The organism is Streptococcus sp. 27098_8_69, from assembly GCF_041432445.1.
Taxonomy (GTDB): Bacteria; Bacillota; Bacilli; order Lactobacillales; family Streptococcaceae; genus Streptococcus.
This window is the reverse complement of record NZ_JAPVZO010000004.1, coordinates 64905-85471: the sequence shown is the minus strand read 5'-3', so window position 1 is coordinate 85471 and position 20567 is coordinate 64905. Positions and strand designations below refer to the sequence as shown.

General features: G+C 38.7%; 21 protein-coding genes. 9 read left to right on the top strand and 12 right to left on the bottom strand.

Annotated elements, in window-relative coordinates; translation table 11 throughout:
- The 6 genes from O3658_RS02805 to glmU all read right to left on the bottom strand — a co-directional run.
- A partial coding sequence (locus O3658_RS02805; RefSeq protein ID WP_371559185.1) for a hypothetical protein occupies positions 1–244 on the bottom strand: 244 nt, incomplete at its 3' end.
- 72 nt (positions 245–316) lie between these two features.
- Positions 317–2605: a DNA helicase PcrA gene (pcrA, locus tag O3658_RS02800; RefSeq protein WP_371559183.1), complete on the bottom strand. Its 2289-nt coding sequence runs from the start codon at positions 2603–2605 to the stop codon at positions 317–319.
- 292 nt (positions 2606–2897) lie between these two features.
- Entirely contained in the window at positions 2898–3593 is a 696-nt protein-coding gene (locus O3658_RS02795) for a 5'-methylthioadenosine/adenosylhomocysteine nucleosidase (protein WP_371559182.1), read from the bottom strand.
- A gap of 10 nt (positions 3594–3603) precedes the next feature.
- Positions 3604–3915, bottom strand: coding sequence for a cell wall synthase accessory phosphoprotein MacP (macP, locus tag O3658_RS02790; RefSeq protein ID WP_060955683.1), 312 nt, complete (start codon positions 3913–3915; stop codon positions 3604–3606).
- Complete coding sequence (locus tag O3658_RS02785; protein ID WP_371559180.1) at positions 3908–4471, bottom strand: NUDIX hydrolase; 564 nt, start codon at positions 4469–4471, stop codon at positions 3908–3910. Before O3658_RS02785 ends, macP begins: the two co-directional genes overlap by 8 nt.
- Positions 4472–4480: 9 nt before the next feature.
- Positions 4481–5860 (bottom strand): bifunctional UDP-N-acetylglucosamine diphosphorylase/glucosamine-1-phosphate N-acetyltransferase GlmU, encoded by a 1380-nt coding sequence (glmU, locus tag O3658_RS02780; RefSeq protein ID WP_371559179.1) that lies wholly within the window; start codon positions 5858–5860, stop codon positions 4481–4483.
- A 156-nt stretch (positions 5861–6016) separates the two neighbouring features.
- Here glmU and O3658_RS02775 point away from each other — a divergent pair, with 156 nt between their 5' ends.
- The 5 genes from O3658_RS02775 to lysS all read left to right on the top strand — a co-directional run bounded on the left by O3658_RS02775 (position 6017) and on the right by lysS (position 10502).
- Positions 6017–6817, top strand: coding sequence for a glycoside hydrolase family 25 protein (locus O3658_RS02775; RefSeq protein ID WP_248034220.1), 801 nt, complete (start codon positions 6017–6019; stop codon positions 6815–6817).
- Positions 6818–6926: 109 nt separating this feature from the next.
- A complete protein-coding gene (locus tag O3658_RS02770; protein ID WP_248034219.1) occupies positions 6927–7769 on the top strand; it encodes a DUF368 domain-containing protein in 843 nt (280 codons plus the stop codon).
- Positions 7769–8254: an aminoacyl-tRNA deacylase gene (locus O3658_RS02765; RefSeq protein WP_301559664.1), complete on the top strand. Its 486-nt coding sequence runs from the start codon at positions 7769–7771 to the stop codon at positions 8252–8254. The genes O3658_RS02770 and O3658_RS02765 overlap by 1 nt, the downstream gene beginning before the upstream one ends.
- On the top strand, positions 8251–8871 hold the full coding sequence (locus O3658_RS02760) for a histidine phosphatase family protein (RefSeq protein WP_371559177.1): 621 nt from the start codon (positions 8251–8253) through the stop codon (positions 8869–8871). Before O3658_RS02765 ends, O3658_RS02760 begins: the two co-directional genes overlap by 4 nt.
- Before the next feature lie 140 nt (positions 8872–9011).
- Positions 9012–10502: a lysine--tRNA ligase gene (gene lysS, locus O3658_RS02755; RefSeq protein ID WP_371559176.1), complete on the top strand. Its 1491-nt coding sequence runs from the start codon at positions 9012–9014 to the stop codon at positions 10500–10502.
- 90 nt (positions 10503–10592) lie between these two features.
- Here lysS and O3658_RS02750 read toward each other — a convergent pair whose 3' ends face one another.
- The 3 genes from O3658_RS02750 to O3658_RS02740 form a co-directional block, all read right to left on the bottom strand.
- Positions 10593–12263, bottom strand: a complete 1671-nt coding sequence (locus O3658_RS02750) for a formate--tetrahydrofolate ligase (protein WP_060955676.1) — start codon at positions 12261–12263, stop codon at positions 10593–10595.
- 170 nt (positions 12264–12433) lie between these two features.
- Positions 12434–13909: a hypothetical protein gene (locus O3658_RS02745; protein WP_060955675.1), complete on the bottom strand. Its 1476-nt coding sequence runs from the start codon at positions 13907–13909 to the stop codon at positions 12434–12436.
- On the bottom strand, positions 13890–15089 hold the full coding sequence (locus O3658_RS02740; RefSeq protein WP_371559174.1) for a hypothetical protein: 1200 nt from the start codon (positions 15087–15089) through the stop codon (positions 13890–13892). Before O3658_RS02740 ends, O3658_RS02745 begins: the two co-directional genes overlap by 20 nt.
- A gap of 141 nt (positions 15090–15230) precedes the next feature.
- Between O3658_RS02740 and O3658_RS02735 the strand changes: the two genes are divergently transcribed.
- From O3658_RS02735 to O3658_RS02725, 3 genes are read left to right on the top strand one after another with little or no spacing between them, the layout of a single operon-like run.
- A complete protein-coding gene (locus O3658_RS02735) occupies positions 15231–15920 on the top strand; it encodes a phosphopantothenate--cysteine ligase (RefSeq protein ID WP_371559172.1) in 690 nt (229 codons plus the stop codon).
- Between the two features lie 11 nt (positions 15921–15931).
- Complete coding sequence (gene coaC / locus O3658_RS02730) at positions 15932–16483, top strand: phosphopantothenoylcysteine decarboxylase (RefSeq protein WP_371559170.1); 552 nt, start codon at positions 15932–15934, stop codon at positions 16481–16483.
- On the top strand, positions 16467–17030 hold the full coding sequence (locus O3658_RS02725; RefSeq protein ID WP_049526104.1) for an ECF transporter S component: 564 nt from the start codon (positions 16467–16469) through the stop codon (positions 17028–17030). Before coaC ends, O3658_RS02725 begins: the two co-directional genes overlap by 17 nt.
- 190 nt (positions 17031–17220) lie before the next feature.
- Here O3658_RS02725 and udk read toward each other — a convergent pair whose 3' ends face one another.
- The 3 genes from udk to O3658_RS02710 form a co-directional block, all read right to left on the bottom strand.
- Positions 17221–17859, bottom strand: coding sequence for a uridine kinase (udk, locus tag O3658_RS02720; protein ID WP_004253618.1), 639 nt, complete (start codon positions 17857–17859; stop codon positions 17221–17223).
- Between the two features lie 123 nt (positions 17860–17982).
- Positions 17983–19716, bottom strand: a complete 1734-nt coding sequence (gene ptsP, locus O3658_RS02715; protein WP_025171271.1) for a phosphoenolpyruvate--protein phosphotransferase — start codon at positions 19714–19716, stop codon at positions 17983–17985.
- Positions 19717–19720: 4 nt separating this feature from the next.
- The gene (locus O3658_RS02710) at positions 19721–19984 is read right to left on the bottom strand and encodes a phosphocarrier protein HPr (RefSeq protein ID WP_000146952.1); all 264 of its coding nucleotides are present in this window, start codon (positions 19982–19984) and stop codon (positions 19721–19723) included.
- A gap of 363 nt (positions 19985–20347) precedes the next feature.
- On the opposite strand from O3658_RS02710, the gene nrdH reads away from it, so the two are divergent.
- A complete protein-coding gene (gene nrdH, locus O3658_RS02705; protein ID WP_000259242.1) occupies positions 20348–20566 on the top strand; it encodes a glutaredoxin-like protein NrdH in 219 nt (72 codons plus the stop codon).
- The last annotated feature ends 1 nt before the right edge of the window (position 20567 follow it).

Sequence of the window (20567 nt, the reverse complement as noted above, 5' to 3'; positions counted from 1 at the left end):
AAACTACCTTCGCCTCCTTATCTGAAATTACTAATGTATAGTCTTCGAATAAAAAATTATTTGGCGGATACTTAACTAACATAAACCATAATGTTGAACCTTTGTAATCCATCTTTTCAAACTCATATGGATAAGAGTGCTCTAATCTTAAAAGGTTAGGATCTAAAACACATTCACCCTCAAGTTTATTATTAGAATGAAAGTTTTTACCAATTTCAATAACCTGTAAAGGTGTTAAATTCATAGTTATGTACCACTAAACTCTGTGGAATCAAATGAATCTGTTGTCATTAACTTCAAAAATTGAAACTATCTACTACTTCTTCTCAATCGGTGCTACACTGGCTAGGAGTTTTTTGAGGCCGACTTCTGGGAAATTGATTTTCAATTCCTGAGTAGATCCACTTCCTGAAACTTCTAGAACAGTTCCTTCCCCCCATTTTTTATGAAGAGCAATATCACCGATAGACCAGCTAGTTTCACTAGAAGCCGATTTTGATCCAGCAGCAAATTGTCCAAAAGGTAGTCCTTTTGATTCAATCGATCTTGGTGCTGCGTTGCGTTTACGATCTTGTAGGGCTTGAGCTAGGCTCATGCCTTGACCAAAGGCGACACCTCCACTACTATAGGATGCTTTGAAGCTACTATTAGCTGGACGCGCCAAACCTTGATAAGTTAACAAATCTGAACTAATCTCATTGATAAAGCGTGTTGGACGATTATAGTTCGTTCGACCAAACAGCAAGCGTGAGTTAGCATTAGTCAGATAGAGAATTTTCTCTGCGCGCGTGATACCGACATAGGCTAGACGGCGTTCCTCTTCTAATTCATCCATGTCTTCTGCTGCACGACTAAGTGGAAAGACATTTTCTTCCATCCCAATCAAGAATACAACTGGAAACTCGAGTCCCTTGGCCGCATGGAGCGTCATCAAGGTTACTTCTGATGTTTCTTGACTGCCAGAGTCTGTATCTGCAATCAAGGCCAAATCGTTCAAGAAGCGACTGAGTTTCTCCAAGCCAGTTTCTTCTTCCTGATTATCTGGATTATCATCGAAATTCTTGGTAACAGAAAGGAACTCCTCGATATTTTCGACACGAGCCTTACTTTCTAAGGTTGCTTGAGCATTGAGAATATCCACGTAGCCTGTCTTTTCCAAGACTGCTTCCACTAACTCAGTAATGCTTAATTGATCCAGTTGCTCCCGCAAATCAAGAATCATATTGGCAAAATCCCAGATTGACTGGGCTGCCTTACCTTTAATCCCTGATAACATGATGTTAGCTGAAGCATCAAGCATCGACATGTTTTGTAGGTTGGCAAAGTCACGGATTTTCTCTACTGTTCCTGGTCCAATGCCACGTTTTGGTTCATTGATAATCCGCTCAAAACTAATATTATCACTCAAATTGGCAATGAGATTCAGATAAGCGATAATATCACGGATTTCCTTACGGCTATAGAACTTTGTTCCACCAACCATAGTATAAGGAATATTAGACTTAAGCAGAGCTTCTTCAATGGTACGAGACTGGGCATTAGTACGGTAAAGAACTGCAAAGTCCTTGTGGAGGAAGTTTTGGCTTCGACCAAGTTCATCGATGGTTTTAGCAACAAAGACAGCCTCGTCCAATTCATCATTAGCACGGTAGTAGACAATTTGTTCCCCATCCGCATTTTGAGTCCATAGATTCTTAGGACGACGATTTTTATTGTTTTTGATAACGTCATTAGCAGCTTGTAGGATGGTTTTGGTTGAGCGGTAATTTTCCTCCAATAAAACAACCTTGGCTTGAGGATAATCCTTCTCAAAATCCAAGATATTCTGCATATCAGCACCACGCCAACCGTAGATAGACTGGTCAGCATCCCCAACTACGCAGATATTTTGGAAACGAGAAGCCAAGAGTTTAACGAGTTGATACTGAGCATGGTTGGTATCTTGATACTCATCAACATGAATGTACTGGAACTTCTGTTGGTAATAAGTCAAAACATCGGGATTTTGATCAAAAAGACGTAGAGTCAACATAATCAAGTCATCAAAGTCCACCGACTCTGACTGACGAAGTTCTTTCTGATATGCCGTATAACACTTAGCTACAATTTGCGTGTACATATCTCCTGCCTGGGCGGCATAAGCTACATCGTCAATCAGATCATTCTTAGCATTGGAAATGGTACCCAAAATAGTGCGTTCATTCCATTTTTTAGGATCCAAGTTCAACTGCTTGAGAATGCGTTTCATGAGCGTTCGCTGTTCTCCAGGATCCACAATCGTGAAATTGCGATTATAGCCAATATGATCCGCATCGCGACGTAGGATACGCACGCACATAGAGTGGAAGGTCGCGATCAAACAATCTTGAGTAGCTGGATTGAGTCCATAAGCACGCTCCTTCATTTCACGCGCCGCTTTATTGGTAAAGGTAATGGCCAAGATATTCCATGGGTTGACCATCTTTTCATCAATTAAGTAAGCAATACGGTGGGTTAGAACACGAGTCTTACCAGATCCCGCCCCCGCCATGATCAGCAAAGGTCCTTCTGTGGTTTGAACGGCCTCGGCTTGACGGTCATTCATTCCCTTTAATAATTCGTTCATTTTCTCTTCCTTATTCTTCAAGTCAATGTTTCTATTATATCAAAAAAGTTTGAAAATAACTTTTCTTAGGAGCCTTCGGATTACTTTAGGTGATTAGACAAGAAAAGGCTGGGACAAAAGTCCTAGCCTCTCAATTCTCTTTTGATTGTCGAGCAAGGCGCAGTGGTTGAGTGGGCTCTACTACGCTGATTTCATCAGCTTTTACAGCCCTACTCAACTGTGCGGAGGTGGGACGACGAAATCGAATTCTAACGAATTACCGATTTCTGTCCCACTCTCAGTAGTTCTTCTATTAGTCCTTTATAGACTGCAAAAGCGTCATTAGGGCTTGGGCAGAACGACGTCCTGCTTCTACGATAAATTCATCAAAGGAAACGGATGCTTCATGGTTGGCATTGTCACTCATGGCACGAACGACTAAGAAAGGAAGGTTCAAAGCATGAGCTGCTTGAGCAATAGCTGCCCCTTCCATCTCTACAGCAAGAACTTGAGGGAAATGCTCTTTTATCGCTTTGATTTTATCTTCTCCAGCAACGAAACTGGCTCCTGTCGCAATCAAACCTAAATGCCAAGTTTGATCCAGTTTAGACAAACTCTCTTGAATCAAACTGATAAACTTTTTGTCTGATTCAAAATAGAGAGGCTGTTGAGCCATTTGTCCGTATTCATAACCAAAAGCAGTCACATCAACATCGTGGTAGGCAAGCTTGTCTGCAATCACTACATCCCCTACTGCGATTCCACTTGCCACTGCACCAGCAGAACCAGTATTAATCACTGCATCTACTTGAAAGTGATCCGCTAAGATAGCTACACTCATCGCAGACATGACTTTACCAATACCACTCTCTACAAGTACAAGCTCAACAGAACCAATCTTACCAGTATGATAGCTATTTCCCAGAACCTTTTCTTCACTGGCATCATCCAAGTGTTGAATCAAGTAAACTAGCTCTTCTGGCATAGCTGCTATAATTCCAATTTTCATGATAGACCCCTTAAATAAATCTCATTGCTAGAATTAACAAAATCAAAAGAAAAATGACTGCAAAAAGAATCTTGTTTAATTTAGAATTAAAGACATTTCTCTTAGTATTTTCAATCCGACGACTTTTGTGAATAGAAGGTTCAACTTCGATTGTCAGTGTATCCTGGCTAAAACCATGATCTCTGGTTCGCGAATAGCCAAAATTTTGAGAAGAAGTCGGTAAAATCTTAGTTTCCTCATCATCTAGCAGGGGAGGACCTGAGATGTCCTCTCCTCGATTGGCACGTTCGATCATTTCATCTGTTAATAAAGGTTTACCCATGGGTTCCTCCACTATTTCTTTGTAATTCCCAGTACTGAATAGCCATGATAGTTTTGGCATCACAAATATCTCCTGACTGGATCAGTGCTTTAGCTTGGTCAAGACTGACTTCAAGTAACTCCAAAGTCTCATCTTCATCCTGCGGACGAGGATTTTCAACTTTTGTCAAATCACTTGCCAAGTAAAGTTTTAAGCGCTCGTTACAGAAACCAATAGCAGAATAGAAATCATACAAAAGAGTCAGTTTTCCAGTGTAGGCAGCTTCTTCTTCCAATTCACGAAGGGCTGCTGCTTCAGGATCGGCGTTTTCTCCAATTTCTAGTTTTCCTGCAGGAATTTCAACAGAAACTTTTTCAATCGCCTTGCGATATTGCTTGACTAGAACAATCTTATTTTCTGGAGTAACTGCTAAGACACATACAGCTCCATTGTGAAAAATCAAATCACGTTGCGCTCTACCTTTGCCAGAAGGTAGTTCAACCTGGTCTTGAACCAATTGGAAGATTGGTCCACTATAGATTTCTTTACGACTTAGGGTCTTTTCTTCAAATTCCATCGCTAGCTCCTATTTATTGTTAGGATGATGAGGGAGGCGAGTTGCATATTCATCCTTATTGACTTGACGACCTCGTCCAATAGCAATGGCATCAGCTGGAACATCCTTAGTAATGGTTGAACCTGCCCCAACAAGAGAGTTATCTCCGAGCTCTACTGGAGCAATAATGGTTGAATTTGATCCAACGAAAACATTGTTGCCAATGGTTGTTTTAAACTTGTGTTGACCATCGTAATTTACAGTAATCGTTCCAGCACCGAAGTTGACATCACTACCAACTTCACAGTTACCAATATAAGTCAAATGACCTGCCTTAGTATTCTCCCCAATGCTTGAACCTTTGACTTCAACAAAGTTCCCGATATGTACATCTTTAGCAAGGCTTGATCCTGGACGGATATGAGCATATGGTCCAACTGTAACGCCATCTGCAACCGTGCTTTCTTCAATCATCGAGTTTGTAATCACAGCCCCTGAACCGATAGTGCTATCAAGGATATAAGTTCCATTGGTCAAAACAGTTCCTGCACCAATCCTACTAGAACCTTTGAGGGTTACATTCGCTTCAATTTGAACTTCTGGAGCGATCTCAACATCAATGTCAATGTAAGTAGCTTCAGGATTCACAAAACTAACCCCATTGACCATATGTGCTTGGTTAATGCGACGACGCATGATACCTTCTGCTGTCGCAAGGGCAACACGGTCATTAACTCCTAGACTTTCATCAAAGTCTTTCAGAGTATAGGCTCCAACTTTTTCGCCTGCTTCACGGAAAATGCCAATCACATCAGTAATGTAGTATTCGCCTTGGGCATTGTTGGTGTTGATATTCTTCAAAGCTTCAAAGAGGCGGGCATTATCAAAGACATAGGTTCCTGTATTGATTTCCTTGATTTGTTTTTCAAAATCAGTCGCATCCTTCTGCTCCACGATACGAAGCACTTCAGCATTCTCGTTACGAACAATACGCCCATAACCAAACGGATCTTCAGCTTCTGCAGTTAGGATTGTAGCTACGTTCTTGTGATTTACGTGGAAATCAATCAAGTTCTTTAGACTTTCACCAGTAATGAGTGGTGTGTCACCAGCAATAACCAATGTTTGTCCAGAAAGTCCTTCAAGAATTGGCTCAGCCATCATTACTGCATGACCAGTTCCCAATTGCTCAGACTGTCTCACAAAATCAGTTTGTCCGGCTAAAACTTGTTCAACAAGCTCAGCCTTATGTCCAACAACTGTAACAGTCTTTTCTGGGTCAATTGCACCTACACTACGAAAAACATGCTCAAGCATTGAAATTCCCGCAACCTTGTGCATGACTTTTGGTAGATCTGACTTCATACGAGTACCTTTACCCGCTGCTAAAATAACTGCATAATTTGCCATAATTTTCTCTTTTCTATAGAAATTCCCTTATATTATATCATAAATTTGCTTTTTCAAACACAAAAGATGGTAAATGCTCTAAAACATCGCATTCTCTAGATGATTTCGAGTATTTTTTTTTGATTTTTTTCACCATTTACGATACACTATAAAAGTATGAGAAAGAAAATAAATCCTGTTTTTATTTTTACTGTATTAGCTACTCTCGTGGGTATTTTAATCATCAATAGACCCAAGTTCGAAGACCATCCAGTCAAAACAAAGCAAAATCCAGTTCAAGTAGAAACTCAAGCTTTACATAATATCAACAAGCCGATTATTGATGTTTCTGGCTGGCAAAGACCATCAGAGATCAATTATGACACCTTAACTCAAAATATTTCAGGTGCAATCGTTCGGGTTCATAGTGGAGCTCAAGCTTCTGTTGAAAACGATGCTTCATTTAAAAATGGGGTTGATAAGGCTTATAAAGAACATATCACAGAATTTCAAAAACGGAATATTCCAGTCGCTGTTTATGCCTTTGTAGCTGGTAAAAATGTCGAAGAAATGGAAAAAGCTGCCGAAGTTTTCTATAATGCTGCTTCTCCCTATAATCCTAGCTACTATTGGTTGGATGTTGAAGACAAGACTATGTCTGACATGAACAAGGGTGTTGAGGCCTTTCGTGCTAAATTAGCTTCATTGGGAGCTAAAAATATCGGTATCTATGTTGGTGTCTACTTTATGGAGGAGCATAGTATCAGTACGGAAAATTTCTCAGCAATCTGGATACCGTCCTATGGAACCAACTCGGGTTACTACGAGAGTGCTCCAAAAACAGATCTTAACTATGAACTTCACCAATACACCTCTCATGGAAGCCTTGGAGGCTTTGAAAATCATCTGGATTTGAACCTTATTTCTTCATCAAAGAACAAGGAAGAAACCTTTAGAAAATTGTTTTTAAATCCTTAATTACTATCACCATAAGCAAGTCAGACATTGCTTTCTGCTTGCTTTTCTTTATTTTTCAGTATTAAATCACTGTTTTATCTTTATAGAATATGAATCTCGGAGGACCTTTATGTTATCATGGCTATCAAAAATTATTAAAGGAATTGTTATTGCTCTCGGTTTCATTCTACCAGGGATTTCTGGTGGCGTCCTTGCTGCTATCTTGGGAATTTACGAAAGAATGATTCGTTTTCTTGCCCATCCTTTTAAGAATTTAAAAGAAGATGTACTCTTTTTCCTTCCTGTCGGTATTGGGATGCTTCTAGGCATCGGACTTTTCTCCTATCCAATCGAGTATCTTTTAGAGAATTATCAAGTGTACGTATTGTGGAGTTTTGCTGGAGCTATCATTGGTACCATCCCAAGTCTTGTCAAAGAATCAACTCGTGACTCTGATAGAGACAAGGTTGACCACATATGGTTTTGGGCAACCTTCATCATCTCAGGTATCGCCCTCTATGCCTTGAATTTTGTAGTTGGTTCTCTATCTGCAAGCTTCCTTAACTTCACACTGGCTGGTTGTTTGTTGGCGCTTGGAATTTTGGTTCCAGGGCTTAGTCCTTCCAATCTTCTCTTGATTCTTGGTCTTTATGGCCCTATGTTAACAGGGTTTAAGACTTTTGATTTATTTGGTACCTTCCTTCCAATAGGAATTGGAGCTGCTGCTACTCTTATAATTTTTTCAAAATTTATGGACTACGCTCTCCGAGTCTATCAATCTCGTGTCTACCACTTTATCATCGGAATTGTTCTTTCAAGCACAATCTTAATCCTCATTCCAAATGCTGGTAATGCTGAAAGCATCAGCTACAGTGGATTATCTCTTGTGTCTTATGTCATCATTGCCTTTTTCTTCGCTCTAGGTATTTGGTTAGGTATTTGGATGAGTCAATTGGAGGATAAGTATAAATAATGGCAAAAAAAGTAAAAGTCAAGAAAACCTTGGTCCAACAAATTTTAACCAAGGCAGGAATAAACCATACAGGTATTCAAATTAATGCCTTGGAAGGTGAGATGCCTCAAGGTTATGAAAAGAGTCAGATTTTCAAGACTCTAGCACTTCTGGGAGATAAGACTGGACCAATTATTGGAATCGTACCTATCACTGAACATCTTTCTGAAAAGAAACTGGCTAAGATTTCTGGTAATAAGAAAGTCAGCATGATTCCACAAAAAGACCTAGAAAAAACAACAGGCTATATCCACGGCGCCAATAATCCAGTTGGAATCCGTCAAAAACATAACTATCCTATCTTTATCGACCAAACTGCTCTTCAACTGAATGAAATGATTGTTTCCGCAGGGGAGGTTGGTCATAGTATCATTATCAATCCTCAAGATCTAGCATCCTTTGTTAAAGCTGAATTTGCAGATATCTTGGAGGCAAGTAACACATGAAATTCTATTTTATTCGTCACGGTAAAACACTTTGGAATCTGGAGGGACGTTTTCAAGGAGCGAGTGGGGATTCTCCACTCTTAGATGAATCTATTGAAATCTTAAAAAAACTAGGTCGGTATCTCCAGGAAACTCCATTTGATGTGATTTATTCTAGTGATCTTCCTCGTGCTAAAACTTCCGCTCAAATTATCCAAAGTCAACTGAAAAACAGCTGTCCATTAGAGGAGATACCCTCACTAAGAGAATGGCAACTTGGAAAACTTGAAGGTGCAAAATTTGCAACCTTGGAATCCATCTATCCCGAGCAATTAAAAGCTTTTCGTACCAATCTAGCAAAATTCGATTCGACTATGTTTGGAGCAGAGTCTGTCTATCAAACAACTCAACGAACCATTCAATTTATCAAATCATTAGAGTCCAAACCTTTTGAACATGTCATGATTGTCGGTCACGGAGCCAATCTCACAGCCAGTATTCGAACTCTTCTAGGCTATGATACTCCACTACTTAGAAAAGATGGCGGTTTAGCAAATGCTAGTGTTACTATTGTCGAAACAGAAGACTTTAAAAACTTTAACCTCTTAGTCTGGAACGACACTTCTTATCAGAATTAGAACAGAACTTAACAATCACAGTTAAGTTCTTTTTAGATTTTGTAGAATATCCGTGAATTTATTTGACTTTTATGATAAAATGGGAGTATCGCAAAAAAGACTCATCGTATCAAGAATTGAGTAAAAACTAGGAGGAAACCATGTCAACAGAACATATGGAAGAACTAAATGACCAGCAGATCGTTCGCCGTGAAAAAATGGCTGCGCTCCGCGAACAAGGAATCGATCCATTCGGTAAACGCTTTGAACGCACTGCTAACTCACAAGAATTAAAAGATAAATATGCTGACCTCGATAAGGAACAACTACATGAATTGAACGAAACTGCTACTATTGCAGGTCGTCTTGTTACCAAACGTGGTAAAGGTAAAGTTGGATTTGCCCACCTTCAAGACCGTGAAGGTCAAATCCAAATCTACGTTCGTAAAGACGCCGTCGGTGAAGAAAACTACGAAATCTTCAAAAAGGCTGACTTAGGAGACTTCCTTGGTGTCGAAGGTGAAGTGATGCGTACAGATATGGGAGAACTCTCTATCAAGGCTACACATATCACTCACTTGTCCAAAGCCCTTCGTCCGCTTCCAGAGAAATTCCACGGTTTAACAGACGTTGAAACTATTTACCGTAAACGTTACCTTGATTTGATTTCAAACCGTGAAAGCTTTGAACGCTTTGTTACTCGCTCAAAAATCATCTCTGAAATCCGTCGTTACCTTGATCAAAAAGGTTTCCTAGAAGTTGAAACACCTGTTCTTCACAACGAAGCTGGTGGTGCTGCTGCTCGTCCATTTATCACACACCACAATGCTCAAAACATTGATATGGTTCTTCGTATCGCGACTGAGCTTCACTTGAAACGTCTTATCGTTGGTGGTATGGAGCGTGTTTATGAGATTGGCCGTATCTTCCGTAACGAAGGAATGGATGCTACACATAACCCTGAGTTTACTTCTATCGAGGTTTACCAAGCATACGCAGACTTCCAAGATATCATGGACTTGACTGAAGGCATCATTCAACACACTGCTAAAGCTGTTAAAGGAGACGGTCCAGTTATCTATCAAGGAACTGAAATCAAGATCAACGAACCATTTAAACGTGTACACATGGTTGATGCTATCAAAGAAATTACAGGTGTTGATTTCTGGAAAGATATGACTTTCGAAGAAGCTAAGGCAATCGCAGCTGAGAAGAAAGTTCCAGTTGAAAAACACTACACTGAAGTTGGTCATATCATCAATGCTTTCTTTGAAGAATTTGTTGAAGAAACTTTGATTCAACCTACCTTTGTCTATGGTCATCCAGTAGCTGTATCTCCACTTGCTAAGAAGAATCCTGAAGATGAGCGCTTTACCGACCGTTTTGAACTCTTCATCATGACTAAAGAATACGGAAATGCCTTTACTGAGTTGAACGACCCAATCGACCAGCTTAGCCGTTTTGAAGCCCAAGCCAAAGCCAAAGAACTTGGTGACGATGAAGCTACAGGTATTGACTACGATTACATCGAAGCCCTTGAATACGGTATGCCTCCAACAGGTGGTTTGGGAATCGGTATCGACCGTCTCTGCATGCTCCTCACTGATACTACTACTATCCGTGATGTATTGCTCTTCCCAACTATGAAATAAAATACAAATCTCCTAGTCACATTCTAGGAGATTTTTTAGTATTAATATAAAAGACAAACTCGATTTCGAGATTGTCTTTTTGTTGTTCAATTAGAATAATCCAAGAACAGTTCCATCACTTTCAACATCCATGTTGAGAGCGGCAGGACGTTTTGGAAGTCCAGGCATGGTCATGACATCACCAGTAAGGGCAACAATAAAGCCTGCACCAAGTTTTGGTACCAATTCACGAATGGTAATTTCAAAGTTTTCAGGTGCTCCAAGTGCGTTTGGATTATCTGAGAAACTGTACTGAGTCTTAGCCATACAGATTGGTAGTTTATCCCAACCATTTTGAACGATTTGTGCAATTTGGGTTTTAGCTTTCTTCTCAAAGTTTACTTTGCTACCACGATAGATTTCAGTTACAATCTTTTCAATTTTTTCTTGAACAGAAAGGTCGTTGTCATACAAACGTGTATAGTTAGCTGGGTTTTCGTCAATTGTTTTGACGAGAGTTTCAGCCAAAGTCACTCCTCCTTCAGCTCCATCAGCCCATACGCTAGCTAGTTCGACTGGAACATCGATTGAAGCACAAAGTTCTTTCAAGGCTGCGATTTCTGCTTCTGTATCAGAGACAAATTCATTGATAGCAACAACTGCTGGAATACCAAACTTACGGATATTCTCAACGTGGCGTTTCAAGTTTGCAAATCCAGCACGTACTGCTTCCACATTTTCCTCTGTAAGAGCATCTTTAGCAACTCCACCATTCATTTTAAGGGCACGAAGAGTCGCTACAATAACTACTGCACTTGGAGCTGTTGGCAAATTTGGAGTCTTGATATCCAGGAACTTCTCTGCACCAAGGTCTGCACCAAAGCCAGCTTCTGTCACTGTGTAATCTGCTAAACGTAGAGCAGTTTTTGTTGCCAATACAGAGTTGCAGCCATGGGCGATATTGGCAAATGGTCCACCATGTACAAAGGCAGGTGTTCCATAGATTGTTTGAACCAAGTTAGGTTTGATAGCATCCTTCAAAATCAATGCCAAGGCACCTTCAACCTGTAGATCACCCACTGAAACAGGTGTACGGTCATAACGGTAACCGATGACGATATTGGCCAAACGACGTTTCAAGTCTTCAATGTCAGTTGCCAAGCAAAGAATAGCCATGATTTCTGAAGCAACAGTGATATCAAATCCATCTTCGCGAGGAATTCCATTAAGAGGACCACCGAGTCCAACAGTTACATGACGAAGAGCACGGTCGTTCAAATCAACAACACGTTTCCAAAGAATACGACGTTGGTCAATTCCTAGCTCGTTTCCTTGGTGCAAGTGATTGTCAATCAAGGCAGAGAGAGCATTGTTTGCAGTTGTGATAGCGTGCATATCCCCAGTAAAGTGAAGGTTGATATCTTCCATTGGTAGTACTTGAGCATAACCACCACCAGCTGCACCTCCTTTAATCCCCATGACTGGTCCAAGAGAAGGTTCGCGAATAGCAATCATCGTTTTCTTACCAATCTTATTCAAAGCATCAGCAAGTCCGATGGTAATGGTTGACTTTCCTTCACCAGCAGGTGTTGGGTTGATAGCTGTAACCAGGATCAATTTACCGACTGGATTACTTTCCACTTCACGAATCTTATCAAAACTAAGCTTAGCCTTGTATTTTCCATATAATTCCAAATCATCGTAAGAGATGCCAAGTTTCTCTACAACATCAACGATTGGTTTTAACTCGATACTCTGTGCAATTTCAATATCTGTTTTCATAACAAACTCCTCTACCTCAAATGTGTTAATTCATTATAACACAAAACAAGATTTTTAACAGACATAAAGCTTGATAACGTTCGTAAATATAGCGTCCTCAAAGGATTTATTGGCTACTATTTAAATTTTTATATGCCTTTATAAGTTTTAACTATAGTTTGAGATTTCGACTAATTTAAAAAGTAGCTATCAATTTCTGATAAATCATGTAGAATTTGATTATCAGAAACTCCTATATGCTCAGCTAATTCAATTGTATACTCAAATCTGAGACGAGTATTGAGTGATAAATCAAATGAGTAATCCTGTAATCGTCCTAGTTTATGATATTTATCTATAATATCATTAAAAATAATCTTGTATTTATCATCTAAGTTTTTGATATGGTTATCTAAGTTTTCCCTGTAATTTTGAATTAATTCCTGCTCCCTATCACTTAAAATCCCTTTACCTATTTCCCAAATTATTGAAGTAGCAATTGAACCTACTACTGCTCCTAAGACAGGGACAGGAATAAGTGTTTGACCAACACATGAACCAATTGTCGCTAATGTTGTATCCAATGTATTGATAGTTATAAAATTTATAAATTCATCCTCAGTAATCTCATTTGTTCTAAATTTAGTAATAATATCTACTATGCCGTAACTTGCTGTTACAAATGCACTTGCATTAGGAGCACTCATTTTGCAAACATTAGTAAGTCCATATATAGCATATCCGGAGATTGCTCCTTTAACAGAACCTTCTAAAGCTTCCAGCCCACAATCCTCCCAGTCATCTCGTTCAAATTCGAAGATATTTTTACCATCAGAATACTTATTATATATACTAAATATTAAAGAGAAACCACCTTGTAGAAGTGCTGCATTTTTTGCAACCCTATTAGCTTCTTTTATATTTGGTAATGCTTTTTTTTGTGCTACTAATCTTTTTTTATTTAATTCTTGTTGTTTCAGTCTAAGTGTTTTACGAATATTCTTCTCTTCAAAATCTAAAAGAGGGTTAATTGAATTTTTTTGAGCATCATCATAATTTAAAACAGATGATTTCATCCAAGATTTATATGAAGTAAGTCCCTTGCTTTTAGTAATATCATTAATCATTTGTCGTATATCCGTAATTTGTTTAATAGACAATCTTTTACCATTAAATTCAACTTCTTTGGCGCCAGTCATAATTTTTTCGTATACTAACACGTGATCTTTTGGAAACATCATTTTCATTTTTTCACTGTAATGAAATGATTGAGCTAATTCATCACGTAAATTATTATAAAACTTCATTTGAATGGTATTTCTGCCAATTAATAAATCGGCTGGTCCATTATCATTCAATACTTTTACAATAGGATTTAATCCTTCAAAAGCTCTCCTAGCATTTACAATACCTGCTTCTGCGAATTCAGCAATAAAACCGTGACCGCCGTACTTACCTCCACGATTCCTTAGAATAACGTCTTCAATGTTATCTCTAGCATAGTTTAGAATTTTAGAGGCATTGTCCTTGTTTAAAATGACCTGTCGAGCTTCATCCTCAATCATTTTCATAGCAATTTGTAAGTCTTGAATTCTAAGATTATTAAGACAATTTACATATGCTCCAATACCTTGATAGAATGCTCTATTAGCAACTTGAACCATCATTTACTTTAATTTCCTTATTGATCATTTCAGTCAGAGAAAGGGTTGAATTTACCAAACTACCTGCTTGATACTTTTCATCATCGGTAAATAAATTATAATCATTTCCAATTAATGAAAGATTAGCAAAGTAAATCCCCTCAGTTTGCTTTTCAATTAAATTAATTAATTCACTAATTTCTATTATTGATTTTTCAGTTTGTCTAATTAATAACTCAATTTTCTTTTGTTCATCAAGCGCTTCTTTAGCTACTTCTTCGTTTTTTTTATTAGCAAAAACACCTGCTCCGACAGACGCTGTTAACATTAAGCCAGCAATCCCCCAACCAACAGGCCCCGCCATAGCTAGAAAGGCATTACCTGCAGCAACACCGCCTCCGCCTGTGGCTATACTGCCTCCACCTAACCAAGCTAATGCCGCACTATTTGCTGCTGCACCTGTCAAACTAGAAATTGCTGTTCCTGTCGATGCGACACCAAAAGTAGTTGCGACTCCCATAGCGGCAGTAGGACCTAAAGTTGCGACTGTCACCCCTAAAGCACTTAAAGAAGCTGTAGCTGCCGTACTACCGCTGGCTAATTCTGCTTCTTTTATTGCCTGAGTAATAGCCAACTGCTTATCTTCGAAATTCTGTATTTCAACAATTATTTCTTCTAATTTTGTTTCAAATTCTTTCGGTTTATTTGCTAATTTACTAATTCTCTCTTCAACGATTTTTACAACTTTAATCGCCTTGTCTCTAGTTTTATAAAGCTCAGTCGATTTATTCGTTAGATCTGTGACTTTTTCATTATATGTTTGAATAGATTCATGGTAATTCGCAACGGCTTCGGACCTTAGTTTACCATTAAAAAGATCTATTGAATCAATTTGTGATTTTGCTTCCGTTGCAATTTTTCCAGCTTGATTGATTGTGCCAGTTGTCACCTCTGTTACTTGTTGAACAGTATCATTCGCTACTGTAGCAGCTTGACCTGAAACGTCTGAAACAACATTTCCTATCTTATTTGATACATCTCCTATTACTTTTACAGAATCTGATAATAAATCTCCTGTAACTTTTCCAGCGCTATCTAAAGCTTTTCCAGCTTCATTAAGTACGCTATTGGTTGTCTTACTAGCATCATCAATTACTTTACTAGCTTCTTTAACCATATTATCTGCAAACTTAAAAAAGTCCATAACGGCTTCCCCTTTTCATATATAACTAAAATAATTATCTTATATCTTAAATTAATTGTCAATAATAATATAGTTATAAAGTTTAGTTAGATTTTATCGCTTTCATTTTACTTACTGCTCATTTTTTTGTACAATAGTTCTATGAAAATTTTAGTTACATCTGGTGGTACAAGCGAAGCCATTGATCGAGTTCGCTCCATTACCAATCACTCTACTGGCAGACTTGGTAAAGTAATAACTGAGACTTTACTAAAGGCTGGTCACCAAGTTTGTCTAATTACTACGCAACAAGCACTAAAACCAGAACCACACTCAAATTTATCCGTCATCGAAATCAGAAATACTTCCGATTTACTCCAAGAGATGAAACGGATTGTCCCTGATTATCAAGTCTTGATTCATTCAATGGCTGTTTCTGACTACAGCCCAGTTTACATGACTGGTCTCGATGAAGTTCAAGCAAGTCAAGATTTAAGTGAATTTTTGCATAAGAAAAATATGGAAACAAAGATCTCCTCTAAGGATGAGGTACAAGTCCTTTTTCTCAAGAAAAATCCTAAAATTATTTCTCTTGTCAAAGAATGGAACCCAAGTATCCATCTCATTGGCTTTAAACTCCTTGTCGATGTTACTGAGGAGCATCTGATTCAAATCGCTAGAGAAAGTCTTAAAAAGAATCAAGCTGATTTGATTGTCGCTAATGACCTTACTCAGATTAATGCTGATCAACACCTAGCTTATCTAGTAGAAGAAAAAGATTATCAGATTGCTGCTAGCAAGCAAGAAATTGCTGACTTGCTAACCAAGAGAATTCAAGAACTTGATTGTTAGAAAGGAAAATTATGGCTCGTATTACACTCGCTGTTACAGGGTCTATCGCCTCTTACAAAGCTGCTGATTTGGTTAGTAACTTGAAGAAACAGGGGCATTCTGTTACGGTACTTATGACCCAGGCTGCGACTGCCTTTATCCAACCTTTAACCCTTCAAGTCTTATCTCAAAATACAGTTCATCTCGATCTTATGCAGGAACCTTATCCTGACAAAGTCAATCATATCGAGCTTGGCAAAGAAACAGACTTATTTATCCTTGCTCCTGCAACCGCTAATACGATTGCAAAACTAGCACACGGTTTCGCAGATAATATGGTGACTGCTACTGCTCTTGCCTTGCCCCACTACGTACCAAAACTAGTAGCACCTGCCATGAATACCAAAATGTATGACCATCCAGCAACTCAAACAAACCTAAATACTTTGGAAACTTATGGTTATACAATTATTTCTCCTAAAGAATCCCTACTGGCCTGTGGCGATGTAGGACGGGGTGCTCTTGCTGATCTTGATACTATTTTACAACTGATAAAGGAAAAACTTCATGAACAAACGCTCTAATATTGCTCCTATTGCTATCTTTTTTGCCAGCATGATTGTCATTCATTTGCTAAGCTCTATTGTCTTTAATGTCTTGCCATTTCCAATTAAACCAACCATTGTCCATATCCCGGTCATCATTGCTAGTATCATCTACGGACCACGGATTGGGGCTATCTTAGGTTTCTTGATGGGAATGATTAGCTTGACAGTCAATACGATTACTATTCTCCCAACTAGCTACCTCTTCTCTCCTTTTGTGCCGAATGGGAATTTAGCTTCACTTGCTATTGCTATTATTCCTCGTATCTTAATTGGTTTAACACCATACTTTGTCTATAAACTCCTCAGAAACAAGGCGGGGCTTATATTTGCGGGAGCGCTCGGTTCTCTTACTAATACTGTATTTGTACTAGGCGGTATCTTCTTCCTCTTTGGAAATGTTTTTGACGGAAATATCCAAAAACTATTAGCTACTGTTATCTCAACAAACTCTATCGCAGAACTGATTATATCAGCAATACTCACCCTAGTTATTGTTCCGAGACTTGAAAAAATCAAAAAATAAGAGGTCGGGAAAATCCCGACCTCGATTTTTATTTGCCCTAAGTCACTGACTCTGTATTTAATTAAGATTACAGATTCCTAAAAGCCCCTTTGACGAAACTATCTAAAAGCTTGATTGTAAAGACTCACCAATATGGGAAAAAATCAATCTTGGAAAGATATTTACTTTCCAACAGCCTTTTATCTACTTATCATTGGGCTAGACGTGCTTCTTCTAAAATCTTTTCGATTTTTGTTGTCAGCAAATCAATGGCTACTGTATTAGTCACACCTTCTGGAATAACGATATCTGCATAACGCTTTGTTGGCTCAATAAATTGATGATACATGGGTTTCACTACACCAAGATACTGGTCAATAACGCTATCTAGACTACGACCACGCTCTTCCATATCACGCTTAATACGGCGAATGATACGAACGTCATCATCTGTATCTACGAAAATCTTGATATCCATTAAATCACGAAGTCGTTTGTCCTCTAAAACTAAGATTCCTTCTACGATAAAGACATCCTGAGGTTCTTGACGATAGGTTTTAGAACTTCTGGTATGGGCAGCATAATCATAGGTAGGAATATCTACAGGACGTCCTGCCAACAACTCTTTGATTTGCGCAATCATCAAATCAGTATCAAAAGCAAAAGGATGGTCATAATTAGTTTTGATTCGTTCTTCAAAGGTTAGATGAGATTGATCTTTATAGTAGGAATCATGCTCAATCATAGCTATTTTCTCGTTTGGAAAATGTGACAAGATTGCTTTAGATACGCTTGTCTTTCCTCCTCCAGATCCCCCTGTTACTCCGATAATGATTGGTCTATTTTGCATTGTAGCCTCCTTGTATTTTCCCTTGTCTATTTTACCATATTTTTGATAAATTTTACAGATGGAGTTTTCTACAAAATAGAAGAAAAATCCTCATAGCTAGAAGCTACAAGGATTTGTAATTGATTAATCGAAGTTAACGTATTCTTTAGAAAGTTCAAGAACTTCTTCCATTGTTGAACATTCTGTAAGAGCGCGGTTAGCGTATTCTTGCATTTTAGCAGTGTCAAGTTTCTTCATCAAGCTACGTGTACGAAGTACAGATGTTGCTGACATAGAGAACTCATCCAAGCCCATTCCGACAAGAAGTGGAACAGCTGTTTGGTCACCAGCCATTTCACCACACATACCAGCCCATTTACCTTCAGCGTGAGCTGCTTTGATAACGTTGTTAATCAAACGAAGGATTGATGGGTTGTATGGTTGGTAAAGGTATGAAACTTGTTCGTTCATACGGTCTGCCGCCATTGTGTATTGGATCAAGTCGTTTGTACCAATTGAGAAGAAGTCAACTTCTTTTGCAAATTGGTCTGCAAGCATTGCTGCCGCAGGAATTTCAATCATGATACCAACTTGGATGTCATCCGCAACTGCAACACCTTCAGCAAGAAGGTTAGCTTTTTCTTCATCGAAGACTGCTTTAGCTGCACGGAATTCTTTCAAAAGCGCAACCATTGGGAACATGATACGCAATTGACCGTGTACAGAAGCACGAAGAAGAGCACGGATTTGAGTGCGGAACATTGCATCTCCAGTTTCAGAGATAGAGATACGAAGTGCACGGAATCCAAGGAATGGGTTCATTTCATGAGGCATATCGAAGTAAGGAAGTTCCTTGTCACCACCGATATCCATTGTACGGACAACAACTGGTTTACCGTTCATTCCTTCAAGAACAGCCTTGTATGCTTCGTACTGCTCGTCTTCAGTTGGGAAGTCTTGAGAATCCATGTACAAGAACTCTGTACGGTAAAGACCGACAGCTTCTGCACCATTGTCATTAACACCTTCAACGTCTTTTGGAGTACCAATGTTTGCTGCCAATTCGAAGTGTTTACCGTCAGCAGTAACTGTTTGAGCATCTTTCAAGAGTGCCCACTCAGCTTTTTGTTGAGCGTAAGCTTCACCAGCTGCTTTAAATTCAGCTGCTTGTTCTTCAGTAGGGTTGATAATTACTTCACCTGTAATACCATTAACGGCAAGTAGGTCACCATCTTTAACGATTTCAGTGATGTTGTTTGTACCCAAAACTGCAGCGATTTCAAGTGTACGAGCCATGATAGCTGAGTGACTTGTACGACCACCAATGTTTGTTACAAAAGCTTTTACAAAGTTTTTGTCCAATTGAGCTGTATCAGATGGAGTCAAGTCGTGAGCAATCACGATCACTTCTTCATTGATAGAAGCTGGGTTTGGCAATTTTTTACCAAGGAGATTAGCCAATACACGTTTTGTTACGTCGCGGATATCCGCTGCACGTTCTTGCATGTATGGGTTGTCTTCCATGCCTTCAAAGATTGTGATAAACATGTCTGTAACTTCTTTCAGACCTGCTTCTGCATTCACTTTCTTAGCACGGATAGTTTCTTTGATTTGACCGATCAATTCAGGGTCAGCAAGAACCATCAAGTGGGCGTCAAATACTTGTGCCGCTTCTTCACCAAGCGTACCTACAGCCTTCTCGCGGATAAGAGAAAGCTCGTTTTGAGAAGCTTCAAGAGCAACATCCAAACGAGCCTCTTCTGCATTTGTATCTTCGACTGTAACAGTCTCGAATGATAAATCCGGTTGAACGAGTAGATATGCTTTTGCAACTGCAACACCGTCAGATGCTGCGATTCCTTTAAGCATTTCTGTCATTTCCTTATGCCAATCCTTCTTTTTCCATTGTTTCTGAGATTGCAGCGATAGCGTCATCAGCGTCTGCACCTTCAGCAGTGATTGTAACGTCAGCACCTTGACCAACACCAAGGCTCATTACACCCATGATAGATTTAAGGTTAACTGATTTACCTTTGTACTCAAGAGTGATATCTGAAGCAAATTTGCTAGCTGTTTGTACCAACAATGTTGCTGGACGTGCGTGAATACCTGTTTCTGCCACTACGTGGAAATCTTTAGAAGCCATAGTTTGACTCTCCTTTAATAGTTTTCTTGTTGAGTTACATATCTGATAACCCTTACAATTTAGTATTATATCACCTTCATTGATATTTTTCAAGTATTTTATGGACTTTCTTCAATTTCCTTTCAGATAACTTGCTGAAAATCTTCTATTAAATTTAGCAAAACACAGTATGTAGTTTTTGTCGAGACACCTATAATGAAATCATTGCTTTTTCTGTAATTATTTTTTAATGCTACACTATATATTGTGTTTGTTAGTAAAATCGGTAAAATAAGTACACAAGATTTAGTTTTAGAAAGTTGACAAAGTTTTTTTTTCTGATATACTAAGAAAGTAATAATTTTTTAAAGAGGAGTTACAGAAATGGTAACCGTATATTCTAAAAACAACTGTGTCCAATGTAAAATGACGAAACGTTTTTTAGACAGTAATAATGTTGAATATAAAGAAATCAATCTTGATGAACAACCTGAATACATTGATCAAGTAAAAGAGCTCGGCTTTAGTGCTGCTCCTATTATTCAGACACCAACAGAAGTTTTCTCTGGTTTCCAACCAGGTAAACTCAAACAACTTGCTTAAG